The organism is Curtobacterium sp. 24E2, from assembly GCF_016925595.1.
In the GTDB taxonomy this organism is placed as follows: Bacteria; Actinomycetota; Actinomycetes; order Actinomycetales; family Microbacteriaceae; genus Curtobacterium.
Window position 1 is genome coordinate 1,538,690 of the sequence record NZ_CP068987.1, and the last position, 25,210, is coordinate 1,563,899.

17 protein-coding genes and 6 pseudogenes are annotated in these 25,210 nt (G+C 72.6%); 12 read left to right on the plus strand and 11 right to left on the minus strand.

The window, feature by feature from the left end:
• Window positions 1-164 precede the first annotated feature (164 nt).
• The 4 genes and pseudogenes from JN350_RS19130 to JN350_RS07745 all read right to left on the minus strand — a co-directional run bounded on the left by JN350_RS19130 (window position 165) and on the right by JN350_RS07745 (window position 4,046).
• Window positions 165-668: a class I SAM-dependent methyltransferase gene (locus JN350_RS19130; protein ID WP_240347611.1), complete on the minus strand. Its 504-nt coding sequence runs from the start codon at window positions 666-668 to the stop codon at window positions 165-167.
• Between the two features lie 354 nt (window positions 669-1,022).
• Window positions 1,023-2,227: pseudogene (locus tag JN350_RS07735) on the minus strand (Mrp/NBP35 family ATP-binding protein).
• A complete protein-coding gene (locus JN350_RS07740; RefSeq protein ID WP_111085044.1) occupies window positions 2,175-2,675 on the minus strand; it encodes a DUF1003 domain-containing protein in 501 nt (166 codons plus the stop codon). Before JN350_RS07740 ends, JN350_RS07735 begins: the two are co-directional and overlap by 53 nt.
• A 52-nt stretch (window positions 2,676-2,727) precedes the next feature.
• Window positions 2,728-4,046, minus strand: a pseudogene (locus tag JN350_RS07745) (magnesium transporter MgtE N-terminal domain-containing protein).
• An 83-nt stretch (window positions 4,047-4,129) separates the two neighbouring features.
• Between JN350_RS07745 and JN350_RS20700 the strand changes: the two are divergent.
• Window positions 4,130-4,408 (plus strand): annotated as a pseudogene (locus JN350_RS20700) (YflT domain-containing protein); the annotation flags it as partial.
• A 660-nt stretch (window positions 4,409-5,068) separates the two neighbouring features.
• Here JN350_RS20700 and JN350_RS07750 read toward each other — a convergent pair.
• Window positions 5,069-5,374, minus strand: a complete 306-nt coding sequence (locus tag JN350_RS07750) for a GNAT family N-acetyltransferase (protein WP_240347613.1) — start codon at window positions 5,372-5,374, stop codon at window positions 5,069-5,071.
• A gap of 191 nt (window positions 5,375-5,565) precedes the next feature.
• Window positions 5,566-7,048, minus strand: a pseudogene (locus tag JN350_RS07755) (aminopeptidase P family protein).
• A 69-nt stretch (window positions 7,049-7,117) separates the two neighbouring features.
• Between JN350_RS07755 and JN350_RS07760 the strand changes: the two are divergent.
• Window positions 7,118-7,990: a PHP domain-containing protein gene (locus tag JN350_RS07760; protein ID WP_205464139.1), complete on the plus strand. Its 873-nt coding sequence runs from the start codon at window positions 7,118-7,120 to the stop codon at window positions 7,988-7,990.
• A 148-nt stretch (window positions 7,991-8,138) separates the two neighbouring features.
• Here the strand turns inward: JN350_RS07760 and JN350_RS07765 are convergent.
• Window positions 8,139-9,640: pseudogene (locus JN350_RS07765) on the minus strand (DEAD/DEAH box helicase).
• Between the two features lie 90 nt (window positions 9,641-9,730).
• Between JN350_RS07765 and JN350_RS07770 the strand changes: the two are divergent.
• Window positions 9,731-10,447 (plus strand): ferritin-like fold-containing protein, encoded by a 717-nt coding sequence (locus JN350_RS07770; protein ID WP_240347614.1) that lies wholly within the window; start codon window positions 9,731-9,733, stop codon window positions 10,445-10,447.
• On the opposite strand, the gene JN350_RS07775 is transcribed toward JN350_RS07770, so the two are convergent.
• Window positions 10,444-10,740 carry a hypothetical protein gene (locus tag JN350_RS07775; RefSeq protein ID WP_123294090.1) on the minus strand — a complete coding sequence of 99 codons (297 nt, stop codon included), beginning with the start codon at window positions 10,738-10,740 and terminating at the stop codon, window positions 10,444-10,446. The two genes, JN350_RS07770 and JN350_RS07775, sit on opposite strands and share 4 nt — an antisense overlap.
• Before the next feature lie 4 nt (window positions 10,741-10,744).
• Window positions 10,745-10,969, minus strand: coding sequence for a DUF3107 domain-containing protein (locus JN350_RS07780; RefSeq protein WP_205464140.1), 225 nt, complete (start codon window positions 10,967-10,969; stop codon window positions 10,745-10,747).
• Between the two features lie 127 nt (window positions 10,970-11,096).
• On the opposite strand from JN350_RS07780, the gene JN350_RS07785 reads away from it, so the two are divergent.
• The 5 genes from JN350_RS07785 to JN350_RS19155 are packed head-to-tail and all read left to right on the plus strand — an operon-like array spanning window position 11,097 to window position 17,536.
• The gene (locus JN350_RS07785) at window positions 11,097-14,252 is read left to right on the plus strand and encodes a UrvD/REP family ATP-dependent DNA helicase (protein ID WP_205464141.1); all 3,156 of its coding nucleotides are present in this window, start codon (window positions 11,097-11,099) and stop codon (window positions 14,250-14,252) included.
• Window positions 14,249-16,063: an ATP-dependent helicase gene (locus JN350_RS19140; RefSeq protein ID WP_240347615.1), complete on the plus strand. Its 1,815-nt coding sequence runs from the start codon at window positions 14,249-14,251 to the stop codon at window positions 16,061-16,063. The genes JN350_RS07785 and JN350_RS19140 overlap by 4 nt, the downstream gene beginning before the upstream one ends.
• The gene (locus JN350_RS19145) at window positions 16,021-16,284 is read left to right on the plus strand and encodes a hypothetical protein (protein ID WP_240347616.1); all 264 of its coding nucleotides are present in this window, start codon (window positions 16,021-16,023) and stop codon (window positions 16,282-16,284) included. Before JN350_RS19140 ends, JN350_RS19145 begins: the two co-directional genes overlap by 43 nt.
• Window positions 16,236-16,868 carry a 3'-5' exonuclease gene (locus JN350_RS19150; protein ID WP_240347617.1) on the plus strand — a complete coding sequence of 211 codons (633 nt, stop codon included), beginning with the start codon at window positions 16,236-16,238 and terminating at the stop codon, window positions 16,866-16,868. The genes JN350_RS19145 and JN350_RS19150 overlap by 49 nt, the downstream gene beginning before the upstream one ends.
• The gene (locus tag JN350_RS19155; RefSeq protein ID WP_240347618.1) at window positions 16,796-17,536 is read left to right on the plus strand and encodes a PD-(D/E)XK nuclease family protein; all 741 of its coding nucleotides are present in this window, start codon (window positions 16,796-16,798) and stop codon (window positions 17,534-17,536) included. The genes JN350_RS19150 and JN350_RS19155 overlap by 73 nt, the downstream gene beginning before the upstream one ends.
• Window positions 17,537-17,768: 232 nt before the next feature.
• Here JN350_RS19155 and JN350_RS07795 read toward each other — a convergent pair whose 3' ends face one another.
• Complete coding sequence (locus JN350_RS07795) at window positions 17,769-18,767, minus strand: phosphotransferase (RefSeq protein WP_205464142.1); 999 nt, start codon at window positions 18,765-18,767, stop codon at window positions 17,769-17,771.
• 117 nt (window positions 18,768-18,884) lie between these two features.
• Between JN350_RS07795 and JN350_RS07800 the strand changes: the two genes are divergently transcribed.
• Genes JN350_RS07800 through JN350_RS07805 form a run of 3 tightly spaced genes read left to right on the plus strand, consistent with a single transcriptional unit; the run spans window position 18,885 to window position 21,732 of the window.
• Window positions 18,885-19,619, plus strand: a complete 735-nt coding sequence (locus tag JN350_RS07800; RefSeq protein ID WP_240347619.1) for an NUDIX-like domain-containing protein — start codon at window positions 18,885-18,887, stop codon at window positions 19,617-19,619.
• Window positions 19,559-19,819, plus strand: a complete 261-nt coding sequence (locus JN350_RS19160) for an NUDIX hydrolase (protein ID WP_240347620.1) — start codon at window positions 19,559-19,561, stop codon at window positions 19,817-19,819. The genes JN350_RS07800 and JN350_RS19160 overlap by 61 nt, the downstream gene beginning before the upstream one ends.
• On the plus strand, window positions 19,816-21,732 hold the full coding sequence (locus tag JN350_RS07805) for an ATP-dependent helicase (protein ID WP_240347621.1): 1,917 nt from the start codon (window positions 19,816-19,818) through the stop codon (window positions 21,730-21,732). The genes JN350_RS19160 and JN350_RS07805 overlap by 4 nt, the downstream gene beginning before the upstream one ends.
• Window positions 21,733-22,434: 702 nt before the next feature.
• Here JN350_RS07805 and JN350_RS20705 read toward each other — a convergent pair.
• Window positions 22,435-23,917 (minus strand): annotated as a pseudogene (locus JN350_RS20705) (zinc-dependent metalloprotease).
• Window positions 23,918-24,069: 152 nt separating this feature from the next.
• Here JN350_RS20705 and JN350_RS07815 point away from each other — a divergent pair.
• Entirely contained in the window at window positions 24,070-25,179 is a 1,110-nt protein-coding gene (locus JN350_RS07815; protein ID WP_240347622.1) for a S16 family serine protease, read from the plus strand.
• Window positions 25,180-25,210: the final 31 nt, after the last annotated feature.

The window sequence follows — 25,210 nt, forward strand, 5'->3', positions numbered from 1 at the left end:
TTCTCCTGTCCTCGGCCGGACGTCGTCGTCCGGCGGGTGGAGCCCAGGCGGTCACATTCCGCAAGGGCATTGTGCAATGCCCTTGCATAATGCTCCGGGGTGGAACGACCTGTCCATGAACGAACGTACAGCTGTGCGCCGAGCGGACGGCAGGACGCCCGTCGTCAGTCGCGGGTAGCGACGACCGTGTACGTCAGGGGGACCCGGTCGCGGTCGGCGTCGGGCCATGCCCACGAGCCGTCACCGGTGTCCTCCATGCGAGGACTGAAGCGCCAGGGCAGGGTGCGCCCCTCGTCCAGGCGGCGGAGTCGGAGTCCGGCGTCGAGCAGGGCGTTCACGATCTCGGACAGCGGGTGCGGCCACTCGAACGTGCGGGTGTTCGCCACGGTGCCGTCGCCCGCGTAGGTACCGGCGTCGTCCCACTGCTGCGCGGTGCCGTCCGGGAAGTACCGGTACCGGGTGACGAGTTCGTCGGCGGTCTCGTCGAGGGCGTAGAGCGCGGGGTGGCCGTCGCGGATGAAGAACACCCCGCCCGGGCGCAGCAGGCCGGCGACCTGTGCGGCCCAGCGGTCGAGGTCGGGGAGCCAGCAGATCGTGCCGATGCTCGTGTAGACGACGTCGAAGTCGCCGGTGACCGCAGCGCGCGCGTCGAGCACGTCGGTCTCCACCCAGGTGACGTCGAGTCCGAGCCGCGTCGCGAGGCCGGCGGCGGAGGCGAGCGCCGCGGGGAGAAGTCGACACCGGTCAGTCGGGCGCCCTCGCGGGCGAGCGACACGGTGTCGGTGCCGATGTGGCACTGCAGGTGGCAGACGTCGAGGCCGGCGAGCGTGCCGTTCGGCAGCCACGGCGTCAACACCGGCAGGTCGTCGCGCACGACGTCGGAGCGGTGCGCCGGGTCGGACAGTTCGTCGACGGCGTAGGCGCCCTCGTGGATGGGGACCCGGTCGTCCCAGTTCGCCCGGTTCGTGTCGCGGGCGCGGTCCCAGTCGACGCTGACGTGATCCATGCTCATGCTGACGAGCCTAGGACAGCGACAGACCCAGCTTCCGTCCGGCCAGTCCGCGCCCCATCGTCGTGATGCCGTCGGCGATCGCGGCGAGTGCGACGGCCGCGGGGTCCTCCGGCGCGCCGAGCACGACCGGCAGGCCGGTGTCCCCGCCCTCGCGGAGCGGCACGGACAGCGGCACGCTGCCGAGCACCGGCACGGCGGCGTCCTGCCCGCGGGACAGCCGTGCGGCGGTCTCGGCGCCGCCGCCCTCGCCGAACAGGTGCAGGACCGAGCCGTCGGGCTGCACGAGCCCGGCCATGTTCTCGATGACCCCGATCACCCGCTGGCCCGTCTGGCGTGCAACGATCCCGCTGCGCTCGGCGACGTCGGCCGCAGCGGCCTGGGGGTGGTGACGACCAAGACCTCGGCGTGCGGGAGGAGCTGGCCGACCGAGATCGCGACGTCACCGGTACCGGGCGGCAGGTCGAGCAGGAGCACGTCCAGGTCGCCGAAGAACACGTCGGTCAGGAACTGGTTCACGGTGCGGTGCAGCATCGGGCCGCGCCAGGACACCGCGGTGGAGGCGTCGTCGACGAACATGCCGATCGACACGACCTTCACGTCGTGGGCGACGGGCGGCAGGATCATGCTGTCCACCCGGGTCGGACGCGGCGCGACGCCGTGCTCGTCGGTCAGGCCCATCAGCCCGGGGATGCTGAAGCCGTGGACGTCCACGTCGACGATCCCGACCCGCAGGCCGCGGCGGGCGAGCGCGACGGCGAGGTTGGCGGTGACCGTCGACTTGCCGACACCGCCCTTGCCGCTCGTGACGGCGATCACCCGGGTGAGCGAGTCCGCCGTGAACTGGACGCCGTTCGGCCGGCCGGCCCGCAGCCGTTCGGTCAGCGCGGCACGCGTCGCGGGGGCCATCACCGACACGTCGACGTCGACCGACGACACCCCGTCCACGGAACCGGCGGCGACGCGCACGTCGCGCTCGATGGTGTCGGCGGCGGGGCACCCCACGATCGTGAGCTGCAGGTCGACGCGCACCGCGCCTCCTGGCTGCACGTCGACACCACGGATCATGTCGAGCTCCGTGACGGGCCGACGGATCTCGGGGTCGATCACGCGGCCGAGCGCAGCGAGGACCGCCGTGCCCAGCTGCTCGTCGGCGGGGGCCGCGTCAGCCACGGGTGGAGCTGCCGGGCTCGTTCGCGTAGCCGGCGTCGTCGGCATCGCGCCGGTCGAGTTCCTCGAGCAGGGACCGCAGCTCGGCACGGATGAAGTCCTTGGACGCCATGTCGCGCATCGCCAGCCGGAGCGCGACGACCTCGCGCGCCAGGTACTCGGTGTCCGCCAGGTTGCGCTCCGCACGCTGCCGGTCCTGCTCGAACTGCACGCGGTCGCGGTCGTCCTGCCGGTTCTGCGCGAGCAGGATGAGCGGGGCGGCGTATGAGGCCTGCAGCGACAGCACCAGGGTCAGCGCGGTGAAGCCGATCGCGGCGGAGTCGAACTGCCACGGCTTCGGCGCGAGGGTGTTGTACCCCATCCAGACCACGCAGAACAGGGTGAGGCCGATGAGGAACCACGGCGTGCCCATGCCCCGCGCGATGCCCTCGGTCGCGCGACCGAACGTGTCACCGCGTCCGCCGCGGCGGCGGGTCGGGAGCACGCGCGTGCGCATGCCTTTGGGGGAGTCGAGGCGGACGTCGGAGCGCTCGCGATCACGACGGTTCTCATCCGTTCGGGCCACGGGTGGTCCTCCTTCCCGTCGTCACGGGTGTCTTGCGCGGGCGTTGGCGTGGAAGCGGTGAGGGTTCCCCCTCGCCCTGACTTCGCCAGTCGTCCGGCAGGACGTGGTCGAGGACATCGTCGATCGTCACCACCCCGACGAGGCGGTGGGCGTCGTCGACCACGGGGACGGACAGCAGGTTGTAGGTCGCCATCACGCGGGTGACCTCGGCGGCGCTCGCGTCGACCCGGACCGGCTCGGTCTGCTGGTCGATGAGCGTGCCGAGCCGTTCGTTCGGCGGGTAGCGGAGCATGCGCTGGAAGTGCACCAGCCCGAGGAACCGACCGGTCGGCGGCTCGTACGGCGGCAGCGTGACGCACACCGCGGCGCCGAGCACCGGCGCGAGGTCGTGGCGGCGGACGAGCGCGAGCCCCTCGGCGACGGTCGCGTCGGCGGAGACGATGACGGGCTCGGTGGTCATCAGACCACCGGCGGTGTCCGGCTCGTACTCCAGGAGCATGCGGACGTCCTGCGCCTCCTCCGGCTCCATGAGCTGCAGGAGCGCCTCGCTCCGTTCGTCGGAGAACTGCGCGAGGACGTCGGCGGCGTCGTCCGGCTGCATCTGGTCGAGCACGTCGGCCGCGCGGGAGTCCTCGAGCCGCGACAGGATCTCGACGCGCTCCTGGTCGGGCATCTCCTCGAGCACGTCGGCAAGTCGGTCGTCGAGGAGCTCTTCGGCGACCTCGAACCGGCGTTCCTCCGGCAGGTCGAGCAGCGTGCTCGCCAGGTCGGCGGGTACCAGGTCGGAGTACGCGGCGATGACGTGCTCGGCGGACTGGGCCTCGCCGGGAGCTCGTCCTCGGTGACCTCGTTCCACGTCGCGAACGTCGTCGGGCCCTTGCCGAACGGCGATGGGGTGGTCTTCGGCTTGCGGAGGAAGAGCTGCGCGACCTCCCAGTCGCCCTGCCCACGGTCCTCGATCGCGACGTCCTCGATGGTGGCGCGGATCCGCTGGTTCTTGATGAGCACCTTGCGACCGAGCATCTCGGCGATCACCCGGACCTCGCCGCCGCGCTGCTCGAAGCGGCGCATGTTGACGAGCCCGGTGGTGATGACCTGGCCGGCACCGATCGAGGTGATGCGGCCGACGCTGACGAAGATGCGGCGCTTGCCCGGTACCTCGACGATCAACCCCACGACGTGCGGGGGATCGGCCCGGCGGTAGACCACCAGGACGTCCCGGACCTTGCCCACGCGGTCGCCCGCGGGGTCGAAGACGGAGCACCCGGCGAGGCGGGCGACGAAGACCTTCGTGGCGCTCACCCGACCCAGCGTAGTCGGTCGCGTGCTGGCGCTTCCCCGGCGGTGCACGTGCGATTGCAAGGTGCGCGGTGAATGATGGCTGTGTGAGCAATCAGAGTCCCTTCGCCGGCAGGACCGCCCAGGCCTTCCCGACGCTGCCCAAGGGCGACGTCCTCGGCACGTACGACAGCTACCCCGATGCGCAGCGCGTCGTCGCGAAGCTCGCCGACGCCGACTTCCCGGTCAACCAGCTCTCGATCGTGGGCAACGACCTGAAGACCGTCGAGCGCGTCACCGGCAAGATGACCTACGGCCGTGCAGCCATCGCCGGAGCCCTGTCCGGTCTCTGGCTCGGCATCTTCTTCGGCATCGTGCTCACCCTGTTCTCGCCGAGCGCCGGCGGCCTGATCCTCGCCGCAGCGATCATCGGTGCCGCGTTCGGCATGCTCTACGGCATCGTCTCGTTCGCGATCACGAAGCGCCAGCGCGACTTCACGAGCGTCCACCAGGTGCTCGCCACGAACTACCAGATCGTCGTCAACCCGCAGCTGACCGGTCAGGCGCAGCGGATCCTCGGCGAGCACGGCGCGACGCCGTCCACGCACTGGAACGAGCGGCCCCAGCAGGGCGCTCCAGGAGCGCCCGTGCAGGGACAGCAGCCGTGGCGTCCCGCCCCGCCGCAGCAGTCGCCGTACGGCGGGCACGCCACACCCCACCAGCAGCCGGGAGGCCCGCAGCAGCCCGGCACGTCGGCCCCCGGCGGGCAGGCGGATGCGCCCACGGCCCCGCCGCGCTACGGCACCAACGACGGGCCCCGGTACGGGAGAACGCGGACCCGGCCGCCGCCGCCCCCGCGGACCGCCCGACCTCGGGTGGGCCGGCGATCCCCGAGCGTCGTCCGCAGGACCCGCCGCAGTACGGCGAGCGGGTGCCCGGTGCGACGCCGCCGGCACCGTCGTCTTCGTCGACCCCGTCGTCCCCGTCGTCTCCGAAGGGCGACGAGCGCCCCTGACGCTTGCGTGCTCGGGGCCGATGTGGTCGGGCTACAGCACCTTCGAGTAGCAGATCGACAGCGGGGCACCGACGTACGGCCCGAAGTTGGCGATGCGCGTGAAGCCCTCGCGCTCGTAGAACCCGACGGCGCGCTTCTGCTCGTTCCCGGTCTCGAGCACGAGCGCCGGTGACCCGAGGTCGAGCGCGGCTTCCTCGAGCCGGCGCAGCAGCGCGGCCGCCACACCCGAGCCGCGGGACTCCGGCCGGACGTACATGCGCTTGATCTCGGTGATGCCGTCGGCGACGACCCGCAGCCCGCCGCACGCCAGCGGCGTGCCGGCCTCGTCGCGCGCCACGAAGAACACCGCGATGGAGTCGGCCGTCGGCTTCTCGCCGGGTTCGGTGTCGCCGCCGTAGGCACGGTCGATCTCCAGGCGCTGCGCGGCTCGGAGTCGCTGCGCATCGGGGAGTCGAAGTGCTCGACCTCGATCGAGAACTGCGGCGTGCGGGAGTCGGTGGAGGCGTCGGGCGTCGTCACCCGCTCAGGCTAGCGGCCGGAGCGGGCGATCCACCCCTCCACTTCCGAGGGGGTCCGGGGATGCCGATCGACAGGTTCTCGGCGCCGTCCGCGGTGACCAGGATGTCGTCCTCGATCCGGACGCCGATGCCGCGGAACTCCTCGGGCACCGTCAGGTCGTCCTGCTGGAAGTACAGACCGGGCTCGATCGTGAACACCATGCCGGGCTGCACGACGCCGTCGATGTACATCTCGCGACGGGCCTTCGCGCAGTCGTGCACGTCGAGGCCGAGGTGGTGGCTCGTGCCGTGCACCATGTAGCGGCGGTGGAACTGGTTGTCCGGCTCGAGCGACTCTTCTGCCGAGACGGGCAGGAAGCCCCACTCGGCGGTCTTGCGGGCGATGACCTCCATCGCCGTGGCGTGCACCTGGCGGAACGTGATGCCCGGCTTGACGATCGCGAACGCGGCGTCCGCCGCTTCGAGCACGGCGTCGTAGACCATGCGCTGCACGGGGAGAACGTGCCGCTGACCGGCAGCGTGCGGGTGATGTCGGCCGTGTAGAACGTGTCGACCTCGACCCCGGCGTCGATGAGGATCAGGTCGCCCGGCTGCACGGCGCCGTCGTTCCGGGTCCAGTGCAGGATGCAGGCGTGGTGGCCCGAGGCGGCGATGGTGTCGTAGCCGACCGTGTTGCCGTCGGCACGAGCCCGGCGGTTGAAGGTGCCCTCGACGATGCGCTCGCCCCGGGGGTGTGCCAGGACGGCGTCGAAGTCGGCGATCACGTCGTCGAAGCCGTGCTTGGTGGCGTCGACGGCCTTGCGGAGCTCACTGACCTCGTACGCGTCCTTCACCAGGCGCTGCTCGGACAGGTCGCGGGCGAGGACGTCGTCGGTCGCCGGTGCGTCGTCGGTCTCCGGTGCGCCGCCGACGGCGCTGCCGAGTCGTGCGTCGAGGGTGCGGGTCAGGTCGTCGTCGGCCTCGCGCACGAGCAGTGCCGAGGCGTCGAGCCCGTCGGCGACGTCCGGGAAGGCACCGAGGTCGGCCGTGGCCAGCCCGAGGTCGGCAGCGACGGCGTCGAGCGAGGGACGCGGGCCGACCCAGAACTCGCCGATCTCGGGGTTCGCGTAGAACTCTTCCGAATCACGACCGGCCGTGGCGCGGAAGTAGAGCGTGGTGTCGTGCCCGGAGCCGTTCGGCGTCATCACGAGGACGGAGCCGACGACGGTGTCGGTGCCCCATCCGGTCAGGTGCGCGAAGGTGGAGTGTGGGCGGAACGGGTAGTCGCAGTCGTTCGAGCGGACCTTGGCCTGCCCGGCGGGGACGACGATCGTGCGGCCCGGGTGCAGCTCGGAGATGCGGGCCCGACGCTCGGCGGCGAAGGCGGCCTGTTCGCGGGGCTCGGGGATCGTCTGCTCGCGGTCGGCCCACTGCGACCCGATGAAGTCCTTGAAGGTCGAGGACCCGGGGGTCGTGGAACGGTTGCTCGTCGCGCGGGGAGTCGTGTCGGCCATGCCCCCATCATCGCACCGCGCTGCACCGGCGTCCTGTGCGGCCCCTCACCTGTGGATAGCATTGTCGACGTGCCCGACCCGTTCATCGACCTGCACGCGCACTCGAGTGTCTCCGACGGCACCGAGCGACCCGCGGAGCTCGTCCGAGCGGCCGCGGCCGCCGGCCTGGACGCCGTCGCGCTCACCGACCACGACACGACCGCCGGTTGGGCCGACGCGTCGGAGTCCGCACGCGAGCTGCCGCTGACGCTCCTGCCGGGTCTCGAGCTCAGCACGCGCATCGGTTTCCGCAGTGTGCACGTCCTCGGGTACCTGGTCGATCCGCAGGACCCGGGCCTGGTCGAGGAGACGGACCGCATCCGCTCCGGCCGCCTCTCGCGCGCACACCGCATGGTCGACCGCATCGGCGAGGACCACCCGATCACCTGGGCCGACGTCCTGGCGCAGGCGAGCCCCGGGGCCACCATCGGCCGCCCGCACATCGCCGACGCGCTCGTCGCGCGGGGCCTCGAGTCCGACCGGAGCGCGGCGTTCCGCGGCATCCTGCACCCGGCGTCCGGCTACTACGAACCGCACGAGGCGCCGTCGCCCCTGCGCGGCGTCGAACTCATCCGACAGGCGGGCGGTGTGCCGGTCATCGCGCACCCGGCAGCCTCGTCGCGGGGGATCGTCATCGACGAGCCGATGCTCCGCGACCTCGTCGACGCCGGGCTCGGCGGGCTCGAGGTCGACCACCGCGAGAACCTCGCGCACGGCAAGCGCACCCTGCTCGACTGGGCATCGCGCTACGGTCTGTTCGTCACCGGTTCGAGCGACTACCACGGCACGGGCAAGCCGAACCGGCTCGGCGAGCACCGGACGGCGCGGGCCGCGTTCGACGCAATCCTGTCCGAGGCCACCGGCAGCGCGCCCGTGGTCGGCCCCGGTTCGCGCTTGTCCTGACCCGAGGGCCGTCACCACCAGCCCGAGACTCACGTTCAGCGACAGTTCTCGTGTCCGCGGACGCGAGGAATGTCGCTCAGCCCGAGTCTCGGGGTGGGGACGACGAAGGGCCCGTCGCGTCAGCGACGGACCCTTCGGTCTGGAGGCGCTACTCGCCGTCCGACGAACCCTGCGGTGCCGAGGCGGTCGCCGAGGCATCGCCGGTGCCGGCCCCGCGACGGCGGCGACGACGGCGACGCTTCGCGGCGCCGTCGGTGGTCCCGCCCTCGGTGGCCGACGTGTCGTCGGCGGGCGCGGAGGTCGGAGCCGCGGACTCGGTGGCGGGAGCCTGCGAGGCGGGCTGCTCAGAGCCTCCTGACCGGGTGCGACTGCGCGACCGCGAACGTGACGCGTCACGCGGACCGGAGGCCGGACGGTCGCTGCTGCGCTTCTCGGCGGGGGCGCCGGCCGACGCGGCGTGCGACGAGGCACCGGGCAGACGGCCCTTGGTGCCCTTCGGGATGTCGAGCTCCTCGAACAGGTGCGGCGACGACGAGTAGGTCTCGACGGGCTCGGGGATGCCGAACTCGAGGGCCTTGTCGATCAGCGTCCACTTGTGCAGGTCGTCCCAGTCGACGAACGTGACCGCGATGCCGGTCTTGCCGGCACGGCCGGTGCGGCCGGCGCGGTGCAGGTACGTGTCCGGGTCGTCCGGGATCGTGTGGTTGATGACGTGCGTGACGTCGTCCACGTCGATGCCGCGGGCGGCGACGTCGGTGGCGATGAGCACGTCGCGCTTGCCGGCCTTGAAGGCGGCCATCGCGCGCTCGCGCTGCTCCTGGTTGAGGTCGCCGTGCACCGCTGCGGCGTTGAACCCGCGGTCCTTGAGCTCCTCGACCAGCTTCGCCGCCGCACGCTTGGTGCGCGTGAAGATCACGGTCTTGCCGCGGCCCTCGGCCTGGAGGATGCGGGCGATGACCTCGTCCTTGTCCAGGGAGTGCGCGCGGTAGATGAGGTGCTTGATGTTGGCCTGCATGAGGCCCTCGTCCGGGTCGGTCGCCCGGATGTGCACCGGACGGCTCATGAACCGGCGGGCGAGGGCGACGATCGGCGCGGGCATCGTGGCCGAGAACAGCATCGTGTGCCGCACCTCGGGGATGGCCTGGAAGATGCGCTCGATGTCCGACAGGAAGCCCAGGTCGAGCATGCGGTCGGCCTCGTCGAGGACGACTTCCTGCACGTGGGACAGGTCGAGGAGTCGCTGGCGCTGCAGGTCGATGAGGCGCCCGGGCGTGCCGACGACGATCTGGGCGCCGGCCTTGAGCTGCTCGATCTGGCCCTCGTACGCCTTGCCGCCGTAGATCGCCGCGATGGTGGTCGGGCGGTTCGAGGTGGCGACCTCGAGGTCCTCGGTCACCTGGACCGCGAGTTCACGGGTCGGGACGACGACGAGGGCCTTGACACCGGGGGCCGGGTCGGCACCGAGTCGCTGGATGAGGGGAGGCCGAACCCGAAGGTCTTGCCCGTACCGGTCTTGGCCTGGCCGATGATGTCCTGGCCGGTGAGGGCGAGCGGGATTGTCTGCTGCTGGATCGGGAAGGGCTCGAGGATGCCCTTGCCCGCGAGCGCGTCGACGATGTCCTGCTCGATGGAGAGGTCTGCGAAAGTCAAAGAATCACCTTAGTTCTGGTGGAAGTCCGGGCCAGTCTACCGATGGGCGGGTGGAGCGGGGCGCGAGGCGGTTCCCGCTATGCTCTCCGGGTGGTGTCGTGGTGGAACCGGAAGCGCGCGGCGCAGCTCGCAGCAGCGTGGCTCGCGTCGCGGAACCCGCGGAACGCAAGCCAGGTCAAGCGTCTGGCGCTCGACGACGTCACCCCCGAGCTCGACGTCTACCTGGGGCAGGCCGCGTACCTGCAGCTCTCCGTCTACGAGACGATGGGCCGTGCCGGTGCCTCGGCGCCGACCCTGTCCGGCCGCCTGGTGACCGGTGTGCTCGCGACGACGGCGCTCGACCGGCACCGCACGATCGTCGCCGAGATCGAACGGAACGGTTCGGACCCGGCGGAGCTCATGGCGCCGCACCGCGAGGCGATCGACCGGTTCCTCGAGCGCACCAGCGGCGCCGACTGGTACGAGTCGATGCTCACCGGTTACGTCACGGCCGGCATCCTGAACGACCTGTTCGGCAACCTGCTGCGGTCGCTGCCGAACGACGTGCGGCAGCGCTTGCGCTCCGTGTTCGACGCGCGTGAGGAACCCGCGGTCGTCGAGGAACTGAGCGCCCGGATCGAGGACGACCCCGAGGTCGGCTCGCGCCTGGCGATGTGGGGCCGACGCCTGGTCGGGGACACGCTGCTCGTGGCACGGTCGGCGCTGGCGTCGCACGCGCGCGAAGACCAGGAGCGGCTCGAGCCGGTCTGGACCGAACTGATCGCGGCGCACACCCGGCGGATGGACGCACTCGGCCTGACGGCCTAGGCCCCGCGGGCCTTGAGTCGTTCGTAGTACTCGACGTCGCTCTTGTCGCGACGCGTCCCGAGCAGCCACTCGACGACGAGGGCGACGACGCCCGCGCCGACCAGGGCCACGACCCAGATCCAGGTGGCGTCGTACCGCCACCCGGCCCAGGTCAGTGCCTCCCACAGCACGGCAGCGGCGATGCCGCCCACGGCGGGCCCGATCAGGACGCCACGACTGGCGCGCCACGGCAGGACCACGTGCGCGATCCCACCGATGATCAGGCCGCCGAGGACGGCGAAGAGCAGTTCCACGTCGTCAGGCGACGAAGCCGATGCGGCGTGCCTCTTCCGCGCCGACCTCGACGTACGCCAGGGCGGCGACCGGAACGATGAAGCGACGGCCCTTGTCGTCCTGGAGCGACAGGTGCGTCGCCTTCGACGCGAGGGCCTCAGACACGGCCTTCTCGATCTCGTCGGCGGTCTGGGCGGTCTCGAACGCGATCTCGCGCGGGCTGTTGATGATGCCGATCTTGATGTCCACGAGCACAGCGTATCCGAGCGGTCCCGGAGGACATCGGACGTTCGCCGCGGGCGCACTCGGCGGCCCGGGTACGCGCCGCGCCCGCGCCGAGCCGGGTGGTGTCGGCGGTCGTGGGTACCGTACGAGCGTGCCGCAGACCACGCTGACGCCAGCCCCCGCAGACGTCGGCGTCGCACGCGCCCTGGTCGACGACCCGTCCCAGACCGCCGTGCTCGCGCTGCCCGACGGCCGGCACGCGGCGGTCATCGGCGCCCCCGGCACGGGCAAGACGACCACGCTCGCCCGGCTCGTCGCCGACCGGTTGCGCCGACCGGGCGCGATCAGCCCCGACGGGCACGCCACCGTGCTCGCGCTGACCTCGTCGCGGACCGCTGCGACCGCTCTGCGTGACCGCCTCGCCGCTGCCGTCGACCGCGTGGTGCCCGGGGCGCTCGCCCGGACCGTGAACTCGTTGGCCTTCCAGATCGTCGCGCACGCCGCCGCGGTCCAGGGACAGGAAGCGCCCACGCTGCTGACCGGTGGCGAGCAGGACCGCATCATCGCCGACCTGCTCGCCGGCCACGAGCTGGATGGCACTGGTCCGGACTGGCCCGAACCGATCACCGCGGTGGTGCGCGAGCGCGCCGGGTTCCGGACCGCGCTGCGCGACGTCATGATGCGTGCGGTCGCGGCGGGCGTCGAGCCCGAGGACATGCGCGAGCTCGGGGACGAGGGCGGTCGACCCGAGTGGCGGGCGGTCGGTGACTTCGTCGACGAGTACCGGGCCTCGGTCACCGCGTTCCGCGCGACCAGCCTCGACTCCGGCGAGCTCGTCGCGTTCGCCACCGCGGCCGTGTTGCGCGGTGAGCTGCCCGCGAGCATCGCAGCCCTCGGACTCATCGTGGTCGACGACACCCAGGAACTCGTCGAGGGCGAAGTGGCACTGCTCGGTGCGCTCGCCCGGTCCGGCGTGCAGGTCGTGGCGTTCGGCGACCCGGACATCGCCGCCTCGGCGTTCCGCGGGGCCGAGCCGGACGTGCTCGGGCGCCTGGCCGTGCGACTCGGCGTGGACCGGGTCGACGAACTCTTCCTCGGCACCGTGCACCGGTACCCCGCGCCGATCCGGTCGCTGGTCTCGGGGATCACGGGGCGCATCGGCACGGCAGCGGCCGGTCGGCAGCGCGCCGCGACGGCGAGCGACGAGGACGCCCGAGCAGACGCCGTCGTGCACCTCGAGGCGGCGAGCCGCTCGGCGCTGCTCGTGGCCGTCGCGCGGAGGCTCCGGGAGCACCGCCTGCTCGACGGTGTGCCGTGGCACCGGATGGCCGTCGTCACCCGCAGCGGTGCCGCGATCCCCGAGCTCGTCCGTGCGCTCTCGGTGGCCGAGGTCCCCGCGACCGCCGGTGCCGCGCCCGTCCGCCCCCGTGACGACTCGGCGGCGCGGGCGCTGCTCGACGCCGCGGCGGTCGCCCTCGGGGTCCTGCCCCTCGACGCCGCCCTGGCCACGGCGTTCGCCACCGGGCCGCTCGGCGGGCTCGACACCCTGGCGATGCGCCGGCTGCGGCTCGCCCTGCGGCGTGAAGAGCTGGCCGGCGACGGCACCCGCACGGCCGACGAGCTCCTGATCGACGCGCTCGGTGCCCCGGAGCGTCTGGCCACGGTCGACGCCGGCTTCGCCAGACGGGCGACCCGACTCGCACGCAGCCTGGTGCAGGCACACGCCGACGCCGAGGCCGGATCGAGCATCGAGGAGATCCTCTGGGGCCTGTGGGAGCGCAGCGGCCTCGCGAAGTCGTGGGGCGGGCAGTCCGCGGCAGGCGGGGTCGGAGCCGGCGAAGCCGACCGGCACCTCGACGCCGTCGTCGGCCTGTTCACCGCCGCCAAGCGGTTCGTCGAACGCACCCCGGACGCCCCGGCCCGGGTGTTCGTCGACGACCTGCTCGGCGCCGACCTACCCGAGGACTCCATCGGACCCGACCGCACCGCCGGCCGGGTGCGGGTGCTCACCCCCTCGGCGACGATCGGACTCGAGTGCGACGTCGTCGTGGTGCTCGGACTGCAGGACGGCGTGTGGCCGAACACCCGGGTGCGCGGCAGTCTGCTCGACCCGGACGGGCTGGTCCGCGCGGCTTCCGGGGCCGAGCGTTCGCCGATCGACGACCGCGCCGCCGTGGTCGCCGACGAACTCCGCCTGTTCGCCCGCGCCGTCTCCCGCGCGACCACGCAGGTCGTGATCGGCACCGTCGCCAACGACGACGAGTCCCCGTCGCCGTTCGTCCGCCTGGTGCCGGTGCCGCCGGACCGGCAGCCGACCGTGCACCCGCTGTCCCTGCGCGGTCTGGCCGGGTCCCTGCGGCGGCGCGTGGTGCTCTCCGGCGACCACGAGGCCGCCTCGGCGCTCGCCCGACTGGCCGAGGCAGAGGTCCCCGGGGCCGCTCCGGACGACTGGTACGGCCTCGCCGAGCCCACCACCGACGAGCCTCTGGTCGACCTCGACGCCGACCCGGCCCCAGAGGTCGAGGGCGGCGAACCCGTCGCCCCGACGGTGTCCGTCTCGCCGTCGCGCATCGGCACGTTCGAGGAGTGCCCCGTGCACTGGTTCGTGCAGACCTTCGGCGGCGGTGCACCGAGTCCGGCGATGGGGATCGGCACGATCGTGCACGAGGCCATGGAGCACGCGACCGAGATCGACGTCGAGTCGCTGTGGGAGCGGGTCGAGGCCCGGTGGGACGAACTGACCTTCGAGTCGCCGTGGGTGGCCGATCGGGAGCGCGCACGCACCCGCCGCATGATCGAGGGGCTCAGTGACTACCTGCGGACCTTCGCGGGCGCCGGCCGCCGGTTGCTCGGCGCCGAGACCTCGTTCGCCCTGGTCACCGGCCCCGCCCGGATGCGCGGCAGCATCGACCGCATCGAGGTCGACCCCGAGGGCCGCGTCAGCGTCGTGGACCTGAAGACCGGACGCTCGATGCCGAGCGAGAAGAACGACATGCCGGAGCACCCGCAGCTCGGCGCGTACCAGCTGGCGATCGAGGACGGCGCGGTCGAGGGCGTGCCCGCCGGCTCGGCCATGACGGACGCCCGACTGGTCTTCGTGCAGAACCCCCGCGGCGGGCAGGCCTACTCGGAGCGCACCCAGCACGCGTTCGACGCCGAGGCGCGCGACGCCTACCGGGAGCGCCTGCACGGAGTCGCGCGCGGCATGGCCGGACGGACCTTCCTGGCGAACGTGGACGACCACTGTGAGAAGGCCCGGACCGGCGTCGAGTGCCGCATCCACGTGGTCTCGGAGGTGACCTGGTGACCGAAACGACGGGCACGACGGACACGACGGGCACGACGGACACGACGGGCACGACGGACACGACTGCCGCGCTCGGACCCGCCGCGCCCGCGATCCGGCACGGGGCCGACGCCATCGCCGACGCCCTCGGCCGCCCGCGTCCGACCGCACAGCAGCGCGCCGTCATCGAGTCCCCGCTCGCCCCCGCCCTCGTCGTCGCCGGAGCCGGCAGCGGCAAGACCGAGACGATGGCGTCGCGGGTGGTCTGGCTGCTCGCGAACGGCATGGTCCGCCCCGACGAGGTCCTCGGTCTGACCTTCACCCGCAAGGCCGCCGGCGAGCTCTCGGTGCGCATCAACGACCGCATCCGTGCGCTCGAGGACGTCGGCCTGATCAGCCCGGGCGACGCCTTCGAAGCGCCAACGGTCTCGACCTACAACGCGTTCGCCAACGCCGTCTTCCGCGAGAACGCCCTGCTCGTCGGGCGCGACGGCGAGTCCCAGGTCCTGACCGAACCGTCCGCCTGGCAGCTCGCCCGCCGCGTCGTGGTGGCCGCGCGTGACGACCGACTGGCCGGACTCGACCGCGACGTCGACACCCTCACCGCGGCCGTCGTGGCGCTCGCGGGCGCCACGTCCGAGCACCTCGTCGAACCGGAGGACCTCCGCCGCTTCGCCGTCGAGTTCTCCGACCTGCTCGAACTGCCCGGCAACCGGGGCAAGCCCTACAAGGCGATCACCGACGCCGTCGCCGCGATCGGTGCACTGGAACCCCTGGCCGACCTGGTCGCGGAGTTCCGGCGGCAGAAGGTCGACCGCGGCTTCGTCGAGTTCTCCGACCAGATCGCGCTGGCGCTCGCCGCGGCCGAGTCCGCGCCGCGGGTGGTCACGGACCTGCGGCAGCGGTTCGGCGTCGTGCTGCTCGACGAGTACCAGGACACCTCGGTGGTGCAGACCCGGTTCCTCGCCCGGCTGTTCCGCGGGCACTCGGTGATGGCCGTGGGCGACCCGCACCAGTCGATCTACGGGTTCCGCGGTGCGAGCGCCGCGAACCTCGCACGCTTCCCGCACGACTTCGGCGGCACCGATCCGGGTGCGGTCCGGCCCGTGACGTTCGCGCTGTCGACGAGCTGGCGGAACCCGGTCGACGTCCTCGCGGGGGCGAACGCGATCGTGGCACCGCTGTCCGAGGCGTCCGAGGTCGACGTCGAGCGCCTGTCACCACGACCCGGTGCGGACGCCGGGACGGTCCGGGTGGAGTTCCCGGAGACCCTGCCGGAAGAGGCCGACGCGGTCGCCGCGTGGTTCCAGGACCACCGGAAGCGGAACCCGACCGGGTCGATGGCCCTGCTGCTCCGCGCCCGCAAGGACCTGGCGTCGTTCACCGCGGCGCTCGGAGCGCGCGCGGTGCCCTTCCACGTGCTCGGCACCGGCGGCCTGCTCCAGCGCCCCGAGATCGTGGACCTGGTCGCCTGCCTGCGGGTGCTGCACGACCCGGCTGCCGGCAACGACCTCATCCGGTTGCTCGCGGGCGCCCGGTGGCGGGTGGGCGCAGCGGACGTCGTCGCCCTGCACCACCTCGCGCGGTGGCTGTTCCAGCGCGACCACACCCAGCAGCGGCTCGACGACGAACTGACGGCGGCGTTCCGCGCCTCGGTGGCTGCGGGGAGCACGGTTCGATCGTCGACGCCCTGGACTTCGTGGCCACCGCGCCGGACGAGCACGGCGCGCTCGAGGGCATCACGCCCGCCGGCCGCAGCCGGATGCGTGCGCTCGGCGCGCAGCTCGCGATGCTGCGGTCGCGGGCCGGCAGCGACCTGGTCGACTTCGTGACGCTCGTGGTGCAGGAGATGCGGCTCGACATCGAGGTCGCGGCGCACGAGCAGGGCAGCGGGGCGTACCTGGACGCCTTCATCGACGAGCTCGCCGGGTTCGTCTCCACTGACGACCGCGCCGACCTCGGGTCGTTCCTGGGTGGATCGACGCCGCCGCGCGTCGTGACGACATGGGCCCGCGCTCCGAGGAACCCGAAGCCGGCACGGTCCAGATCCTGACGATCCACGGGTCGAAGGGCCTCGAGTGGGACGCCGTCGCGGTGCCGCGCATGGTCGAGGGCGGGCTGCCCGCGCGTCCGCAGGAGGGCTCGTCCGGGTGGCTCGGCTTCGGCCGTCTGCCGTACGAGTTCCGCGGTGACGGCGCCGAGCTGCCGAGCCTGGCGTGGCGCGGGCAGGAGACCCAGAAGGACGTCACGACCGCGATCGACGCCTTCAAGGAGCAGGTGAAGGCCCGCAACGAGGACGAGGAACGCCGACTCACGTACGTCGCGCTGACCCGTGCCCGCCACGACCTGCTCGTGTCCGGTTCGTTCTGGGCCGGCGGCGTGCGCCCCACCGAGCCGAGCCGGTACCTGCACGACCTGGTCGAGGCCGGGGTCGTCGACGGCACCGCGATCCCGGAGACCACCGTGCACGACGAGAACCCCTCGGCGAGGACGGCGCCCAGCAGCTCTGGCCGCACGTGCCGTTCGGGCAGCGGGCGCCTCGTGTGCTGGCGGCGGCCGAGCGGGTGCGGAACGCCAACCCCGGTGCCTCCGGCCGGTACGCGGCCGACATCGACCTGCTGCTCGCCGAACGACTAGCGACCCGGAACGCGAAGCACGCGGTCGTGGTCCCGCACCGCGTGCCGGCCTCCGGCTTCAAGGACTACCTGACCGAGCCGGACAAGGTGGCCGAACGCCTGCGTCGGCCGATGCCGGAGCGTCCGTACCGAGCGACCCGGCTCGGCACGCTCTTCCACCAGTGGGTGGAGCAGCGTGCCCGCACGGGCGGGTCGCTCGAGACCCTCGACGTGTGGGGCGACGAGCTCGACCTCGACGCCGACGACCTGCTCGACGCCTCACCCGACGCCGTGGTCACGGACGACGACGCCCGACGGCTGGCGGACTTCCAGGCCACCTTCGCCCGCTCACGGTGGGCCGGCCGCACGCCGGTGGAGGTCGAGCGCGAGATCCACATCCCGTTCCTCGGGCACAGCGTCGTCTGCAAGCTCGACGCCGTCTACGAGATCGACGGGCGTGCCGAGGTCGTCGACTGGAAGACGGGCAAGGCGCCGTCCGGTGCCGACGACCTGGCGCGACGGACGCTGCAGCTCGCCCTGTACCGGGTGGCGTACGCCGAGTTCACCGGTCGACCGCTCGACCAGGTCGATGCCGTGTTCTACTTCGTCGCGGACGACCTCGAGGTGCGTCCGACCGAGCTGCTGGACCGTGCCGGACTCGAGCGCGCCTGGACGGCCGCGATCGGCTGACGGACCCTCGGGCCACCGAACCGCCGGGTCGCCGGGTCGCCGGGTCGCCGGGTCGCGGCTGGTCGGCGACGTACCGCCCGGCAGACGTGACCGCTCGGCGGAGCGCCCCGCGCCCGTCCGGCGACGCACTGGAGGCCCGGTGCCGGTCCGCCGGACCGGCACCGGGCCTCCAGGCGGTCGCGGACACCGCTTCTCAGCCGACCGACGTCGGCCGCTCGACCGACACGTGGGGTCAGCCGTGTCGGCGTTCGGTCGACGACAGCAACTGCTCGACCTCGCCGATCTCCATCGTCTCGGGGGACACCGACTGCAGCGGCTCCGCGCTCGGCGCGTGCACCGCGTCGACCAGCCGGTGCATCATCGCGACCGCGTCGTCGACGACCTCGGTGCTCTTCGCCTGCACGCCGTGCAGCAGCCAGTGCGCCGTCTCGAGTTCGTGGTGCACGCGGGCGCGCTGCGCGAGCTGGCGGTCGCGGCCGCCGCCGTTCGCCTCGTAGGCGCTGAGGACGGTGTCGAAGGCGTCACGTCGACCGGCGAGCACCCACGCGAGGTCCTTCGCCGGATCGCCGAGTCGGAGCTCGCCCCAGTCGAGGACCCCACTGACGGCATCGCCGTCGACGAGCAGGACGCCGGTGCCGATCGAACCGTGCACGACGGTGGGGGTGAACTGCCACAGCTGCTGGTCGCGCGCGGCACCCTCCCACCGTTCGACCAGGGCGGCGGGCACGAGCTTGGTGGCGACGGCGCGGTCCATCACGGACACGGCGGAGCGCAGCACCTCGAACGGGGTGAGCGACGGCAGGCCGGCGTCCGAGACGAAGCTCGTCGGCAGCTGGTGGATCGCGGCGAGGGCGCGGCCGACGCTCGTGGCGAGTTCGGGGCGCTCGGCGAACGACGCGAGCGTCGGGTGCGCGCCCGGCAGCCGGGTGGTGACGATGGCGCGGGTCGATCCGATCGGCGCCTGACCGCGGTACTCGGCCACACCGAACGGGAGGCGCGTGCGGATCCCGGCGCTCAGCGCACGGATCGCGACGAGGTCGGCCGACTGTCGGGCTTCCGCCCGCTGGTTCCGGGGACGTCGGATGACCGTCAGGGCGCCGTCGGCGTCGCGGAGGAGAGCCGACTCGTAGTCGCCGGCCGCGGCCGAGCCGAGCGTGCGCGTGCCCGTGACGACGAGACCGGGCACGGCCGTCGTCGCCAACGCGGCTAGAGTGAACTGGGATCCCGCCATGCCCCTCAGGGTAGGTGCGTGACGCCTGCACCGGTGCACGCCACGCTGTTCCCGAAGCCTTCCCAGCACGCCTTGCCCGCAGGCCCCGCCTGCACCCGAACCGAGGAGCCCTCTGCCGTGACCGTCGAGTTCGCCTCCCGGCTCCCGCTGTCCCGAAACGAACTCGACCGCGACGCCGAGTTCCGCACGACGCCGGACCTCGACCGGGTCCTGCGCGAGGACTCCGCGACCCGGTACCTGCCGGTGCACGGCTCGGAGATGCTCCGGAACGCCGACGGCACCCTGCGGTTCGTGACCGCGGCCGACGTGCCCGACGGCACCGTGACGCTGTACCTCGGCCGCGCGGTGTCCGACGCTGCCGACGCCCCCGCCGGCACCCGCTTCGTCGCGGCCCTCGTCGACGACGCCACCGCGTCGACCATCGAACCGTCCGACGACGCGTGGGAGAGCCTGCGCATGTTCGGCACCGAGCTGTCCCCGCGCGACCAGGGCCTGGCGGTCGAGGCCGTGGCGATGGCGAACTGGCACGCCGTCCACGGTTTCTCGCCCCGCACCGGGTCCGCGACCGACGTCGTCACCGGCGGCTGGGTGCGCCGTGACCCCGAAGGACACGAGCACTTCCCGCGCACCGACGCCGCGATCATCGTCGGTGTCGTCGACGCCGACGACCGCATCCTGCTCGGCTCGAACGCCGCGTGGGACGCCGACCGCTACTCGCTGCTCGCCGGGTTCGTCGAACCGGGGAGTCGCTCGAGGACGCCGTCCGCCGCGAGGTCTTCGAGGAGTCAGGCGTGCACGTCGAGGAGCCCGAGTACCTCGGCTCGCAGCCGTGGCCGTTCCCAGCGTCGCTGATGGTCGGCTTCCGTGCCCGCGCGGTGGACGGCGACCCGTCGACCGCGCGGCCCGACGGCGTCGAGATCCTCGACGTGCGCTGGTTCTCGCGCGAGGACATCCGGGAGCGTGCGGGGGACACCCTGCTGCTGCCGGGTCGGACCTCGATCGCCCGCGCCATCATCGAGGAGTGGTACGGCGGGCCGCTGGACCTGCCGTGAGCAGCGTTGGTCGTGGGCCGGTGCCGGCTGGCGCTGGTCCGGGCGGTTCGGGCGGGTCGGCCGGTCCGGCCGAGGTCCGTCCGCCGTCGCCCGATGAGCTCCTCGCCGCCCTCGACACCGAGCAGCGCACCGTCGCCCGGACCCTGCTCGGCCCCGTCGCGGTCCTGGCGGGCGCCGGCACCGGCAAGACCCGTGCGATCACCCACCGCATCGCCTACGGGGTCGCGACCGGCACCTACGCGCCGAACCACGTCCTCGCGCTGACGTTCACCACCCGCGCCGCCGGCGAGCTGCGGTCGCGGCTCCGCTCGCTCGGCGCCGGCACGGTGCAGGCGCGCACCTTCCACGCCGCGGCGATGGCGCAGCTCAGCTACTTCTGGCCGGACACCGTCGGCGGGCACGCACCGAAGATCGTCGAGTCCAAGGGCCGGATGATCGCGCACGCCGCGGACACCGTCGGCATGTCGGTCGACACCCCGGTGCTGCGCGACCTGGCCGCCGAGGTCGAGTGGCGCAAGGTGCAGATGCTCTCGCTCGAGGAGTACGAGGCCGCCGCCGCCGAACGCGTGATGCCGCGCGACACCTCGCCGCGCCGGGTGATCGACCTGATGAAGGCCTACGAGCGCCTGAAGGACGACCGTCGGCAGCTCGACTTCGAGGACGTCCTGCTCGCCACGCTCGGCATGGTCGAGTCGGAGCCGCGGGTCGCGTCCTACGTGCGGCAGCAGTACCGGTTCTTCGTCGTCGACGAGTACCAGGACGTCTCGCCCGTGCAGCACGACCTGCTGCGCGCCTGGCTCGGCGGCCGCGACGACCTGTGCGTCGTCGGCGACGCCAGCCAGACGATCTACTCGTTCGCCGGCGCCTCGAGCGACTACCTGCTCGGCTTCGGCTCGGAGTTCCCCCGCGGCTCGGTCGTGCGACTCGAGCGGAACTACCGCTCCACCCGCGAGGTCGTGCACGCCGCCAACGCCCTGATGCGCGGGCAACCTGGCGCGCTCGACCTGGTCGCCCAGACGGAAGAGCCCGGCCCCGACCCCGTCGTGGTGCCGTGCGTGCACGACGGCGACGAGGCGCAGACCATCGCCCGACGGATCGCGGAACTCGTCGCCGGCGGGGCGTCGTACGGCGACTGCGCGGTGCTGTTCCGCGTCGGCGCCCAGTCCGCGGCCCTCGAATCCGCGCTCGGACGCAACGGCATCCCCTACCGGGTGCAGGGCGGCACGCGCTTCTTCAACCGGCCCGAGGTGAAGCTCGCCGTGCACCACATGCGCGGCGAGGCGATCCGGCAGACCGACGACGAACTGACGCGCCGTGTCCGCCTCGTGCTGCAGGTCAGCGGGTGGACGTCGACCGCCCCCGAGGGCACCGGCGCCGTCCGCGACCAGTGGGAAGCCCTGCAGGCGATCATGGGCCTCGCCGAGGACGCCCCCGCCGGCACGACCATGCAGCAGTTCACCCAGGACCTGGTGGACCGTGCCGCGACCCACCACGAGCCCGAGGTCGACGCCGTCACCCTGGCGACCCTGCACTCGTCCAAGGGGCTCGAGTGGCCGAACGTGGTCATCGCCGGTGCGGCCGAGGGACTCCTGCCGATCTCGCACGCCACCACCGACACCGAGGTCGACGAGGAACGGCGCCTGTTCTACGTCGGCCTGACCCGTGCTCGGCGGACCGTGACGATCACGTGGTCGAGACAGGGTTCCACGCGTGGGGAGCCCGCGCTCCGAGTCGGTTCCTGGCAGCGCTCGGCACGCGCACCGCGGATGGAGCGGCACCGACCACCGGCTGACGGCCAGGTCGTCGCGGTCGAACACCACCTGGTCCGGGTCGGCACGTTGCGACCGGAGCGGCAGGCGCTGCACGAGCAGCCGGGTGGCGGCCGCGGCCACCGCGGCGGACCGCCACGGTGACAGCGGCGCCGGTGGTCGTCCCCACAGCTGCGACGCGATCGCCGGCCACGCCGGGTCGTCGTCCACGCGTGCGAACTCCGCGCACTGGAGGCACGGGCCGGCTCCCGGGACCACGAACGGGCCGAGGCGGATGCGGCCGTCGCCCACCACGACGGCCAGGTGCGGCACGCCCCTGCGGGTCCAGGCGGCGCGGAGCGCCGGGTCGACGACGTGGTCGGCGACCACCACGGCGAGTCGGGGCTCGTGCTCCGGCAGGTCGACGGGGCCGCCCCGCGGCGACGAGGTCCGCGCGACGGTCACGCCCTCGCCGGAAAGGTGCGCCGCGATCGTGTCAGCCAGCACGCCGGACCCGTGCACCTCGACCCGTTCGAGTGGTTCGGGCAGGACGTCGATCACCGCGGGGGACGCCGCACCGAGCACCCGCGCGGCGACGTCCGGTGGGCAGCCCGAAGTGACGGCGAGGCCGCTCAGCGCCTCGCGCCCCGTCTCACGACGGAGTGCACTGAGGAACCGTTCCTCGCCCGTGGTCGGGACGTCGACGACGGCACGAGGCGGATCGACCCCGAGCTGCACCGTCGTCGGGTCGCGCCAGACGAACTCGAGTGTCGGATCGATGCGGATGCCCATCACCCCACGGTGCCCGACTCGGGGGCACGCGTGGGGCCGGGTGGTGGATCTGTGGAGAACTCGGCGGCGCTGGACTCAGCGGGGCTGGTCGCCGGGGCGGTCCTCGTCCGTGCCGCTCTCGTCGGTGCCCGTTCCGTCGGTGCCCGTCTCGTCGGGAGCCGTCTCGCCGGTACCCGTTCCGTCGGTGCCTGGGGCGCCGTCGTCGATCCGACCGGACTCGTCCTCGTGCGGACGGGCGCCGGTGGCGTCGTTGAGGAGGTCCTCGAGCGCCTTGTCGAACGCGTCGTCCTCCTCCGTCTGCGCGGGGTTCCGCAGGCGGGCGACCAGGGCGTCCGGCGCGTCGACGTCCTCGGACGTGGGGACCAGGTCGAAGTGCGACCAGAGCGCGTCACGCTGCTCGGCACCGAGTTCGTCCGTCACCCGCTGCCACATCACGGCGGCCTCGCGCAGACGGCGGGGTCGGAGTTCGAGGCCGACGAGCGTCGCGAACGCGGACTCGGCGGGTCCTCCGGCTGCCCGGCGACGGCGGACCATCTCGGCGATGGCGCCGCTCTTCGGCAGCCGGACGGTGGCGGCGGCGGTCACCGTGTCGACCCAGCCCTCGACGAGCGCGAGCATGGTCTCGAGTCGTGCCAGCGCGGTGTCCTGGTCGGGCGTGCGCGGCGGGATGAGCGCACCCGAGGCGAGCGCGTCCGCGCAGCTGCTCCTGGTTGGTCGGGTCGATGTCCGCGGCGAGCTCCTCGACGCGGTCGAAGGGGATGTGGATGCCCCGGGCGTAGTCCGTGATCGACGAGATGATGTGCAGTCGCAGCCACCGTGCCGAGCAGAAGAGCCGTGCGTGGGCGAGTTCGCGGACCGCCAGGTAGATGCGGACCTCGTCCTCGGAGACGTCGAGTCCCTCGGCGAACTCGGCCACGTTCTGCGGCAGCAGTGCAGCGACCTGCTCGTCCAGCAGCGGGACACCGACGTCGCCGCCGGACACCACCTCCTTCGACAGCTGACCGACGACCTGGCCGAGCTGGATGGCGAAGAGCGCACCGCCGACACCGCGCATCGCCTTCGAGACGTCGCCGAGCATCGCCTTGAGTTCTTCCGGAGCACGCTGGTCGATGGCCTCGGTCAGGGCATCGGCGATGCTGAATGCCACGGGCTCGGCGATCTGGGTCCACACCGGAACCGTCGCCTTCGCCCACTGCTCCCGCGTGTACAGGCTCGGGGTGGCGGTGAGCTCGGCCACGGTCGTGACCTCGTCCAACCAAAGGGCGGCGACCTGGAACGCCTGGTCGGCCGCCTGCGAGGCCACCGGGTCGACGGCGTGGCCGCCTTCACGGGCGATCGCGGTGGCGCGCTCGGCGGTCGCGGAGAAGTCGATGCCGTCGCCGCCGGACTGCGCGGCACGCTGCAGCTGGCTCATCAGGTTCGCGACGAAGGCCGGGTCGTTCGGCAGGCCGGCTGCACCGGCGAGCTGCGACGGGTCGATCTGGCCCTCGCCCGAGAGCAGCTTGCGCAGCATCTCCTGGAAGTCGTCGTCCGGCCCCGGCTGTGGTTCATCAGGCATGCCGACTACGCTAATCGCTGCTCACGGGGCCGCACCTGGGATGCCCCCGTGGGAACGCCCGAACCGCTGCGCCGAGGGCGAACAGTCCCGCCGCACGGCGCGGACGACCGCCCCGCCGTCAGGCCCGGCGACCGCCCCTGGAAGGACCCCGCGTGACCCTCTTCACCCCCGCGCCCCGTCGTCGTTCGCGTGCCAGGACCGTCGGGTGGGCGTTCGTGATCGGTGCCGTCGTGCTGGGGATCCTGGCGAGCGTGCTGCCGAGCCCGTACCTGATCGAGGTCCCCGGACCGGTCTACAACACCATCGGGACCCAGAAGCAGGGGACGGGCAAGGACGCGAAGGACGTCAAGCTGATCCAGGTGTCCGGGCACGAGACCTACCCCACCGCCGGAGCGCTCGACATGCTGACGGTCGGCATCCAGGGCGACGCGACGAACCGTCCGTCGTGGACCAGCGTCGTCCGGGCGATCTTCACGAAGTCCGAGGCCGTGATCCCGGTCGAGGCGATCTACCCGACCGGCACCACGACCGAGCAGGTGAACCAGCAGGACTCCGCCGACATGCAGGCGTCGCAGCAGTCCGCCGTGGCCGCAGCACTCATCCAGCAGGGCAACGACCTGCCGACGGAGCTCGAGGTCGGCACGGTGCAGAAGGGTTCGGCTGCCGACGGCCCGATCGAGAAGGGCGACGTCATCACGGCCTTCGACGGCACCTCGCTCACGACGAACGCCGACGCCACCTCGCTGCGGGAGCTCGTCGCGAAGCACGGCACGTCGACCCCGGCCACCGTCACCGTCGAGCGCGACGGCGCGACGAAGGACGTCCGGGTGACCCCGCGCGACGAGCAGGGCACCGCGCTCCTGGGCGTCGGCGTCACGGAGAAGTACGACTTCCCGTTCGACGTCTCGATCAAGCTGCAGGACGTCGGCGGCCCCTCTGCCGGCATGATGTTCGCGCTCGGGATCATCGACGAGATCACACCAGGCAAGCTCAACGGCGGCAAGCACGTCGCGGGGACGGGCACGATCACCGCCGACGGCGAGGTCGGAGCCATCGGCGGCATCCGGCAGAAGCTCTACGGAGCGCGGGAAGCGGGGGCGACGGTGTTCCTCGCCCCGGCCGACAACTGTGACGAGGTCGTCGGGCACGTGCCGGACGGGCTCGACGTCTACAAGGTGTCGACGCTCGACCAGGCCGTCACCGACCTGCAGACCATCGCCGACGGGAAGAGCACCGCCGAGCTCGCCCGCTGCGGTTCCTGACCGGGTTCCTGAGTCCTCGCACAGTTTCACA

Excerpts from the sequence above, each read along its gene's own strand:
- JN350_RS07740 (WP_111085044.1), bottom strand. The coding sequence starts at position 2,675 with ATGCGCACGCGCGTGCTCCCGACCCGCCGCCGCGGCGGACGCGGTGAC.
- JN350_RS19145 (WP_240347616.1), top strand. The coding sequence starts at position 16,021 with ATGCTGCGGTCGCGGGCCGGCAGCGACCTGGTCGACTTCGTGACGCTC.
- JN350_RS19150 (WP_240347617.1), top strand. The coding sequence starts at position 16,236 with ATGGGCCCGCGCTCCGAGGAACCCGAAGCCGGCACGGTCCAGATCCTG.
- JN350_RS07795 (WP_205464142.1), bottom strand. The coding sequence starts at position 18,767 with ATGGCGGGATCCCAGTTCACTCTAGCCGCGTTGGCGACGACGGCCGTG.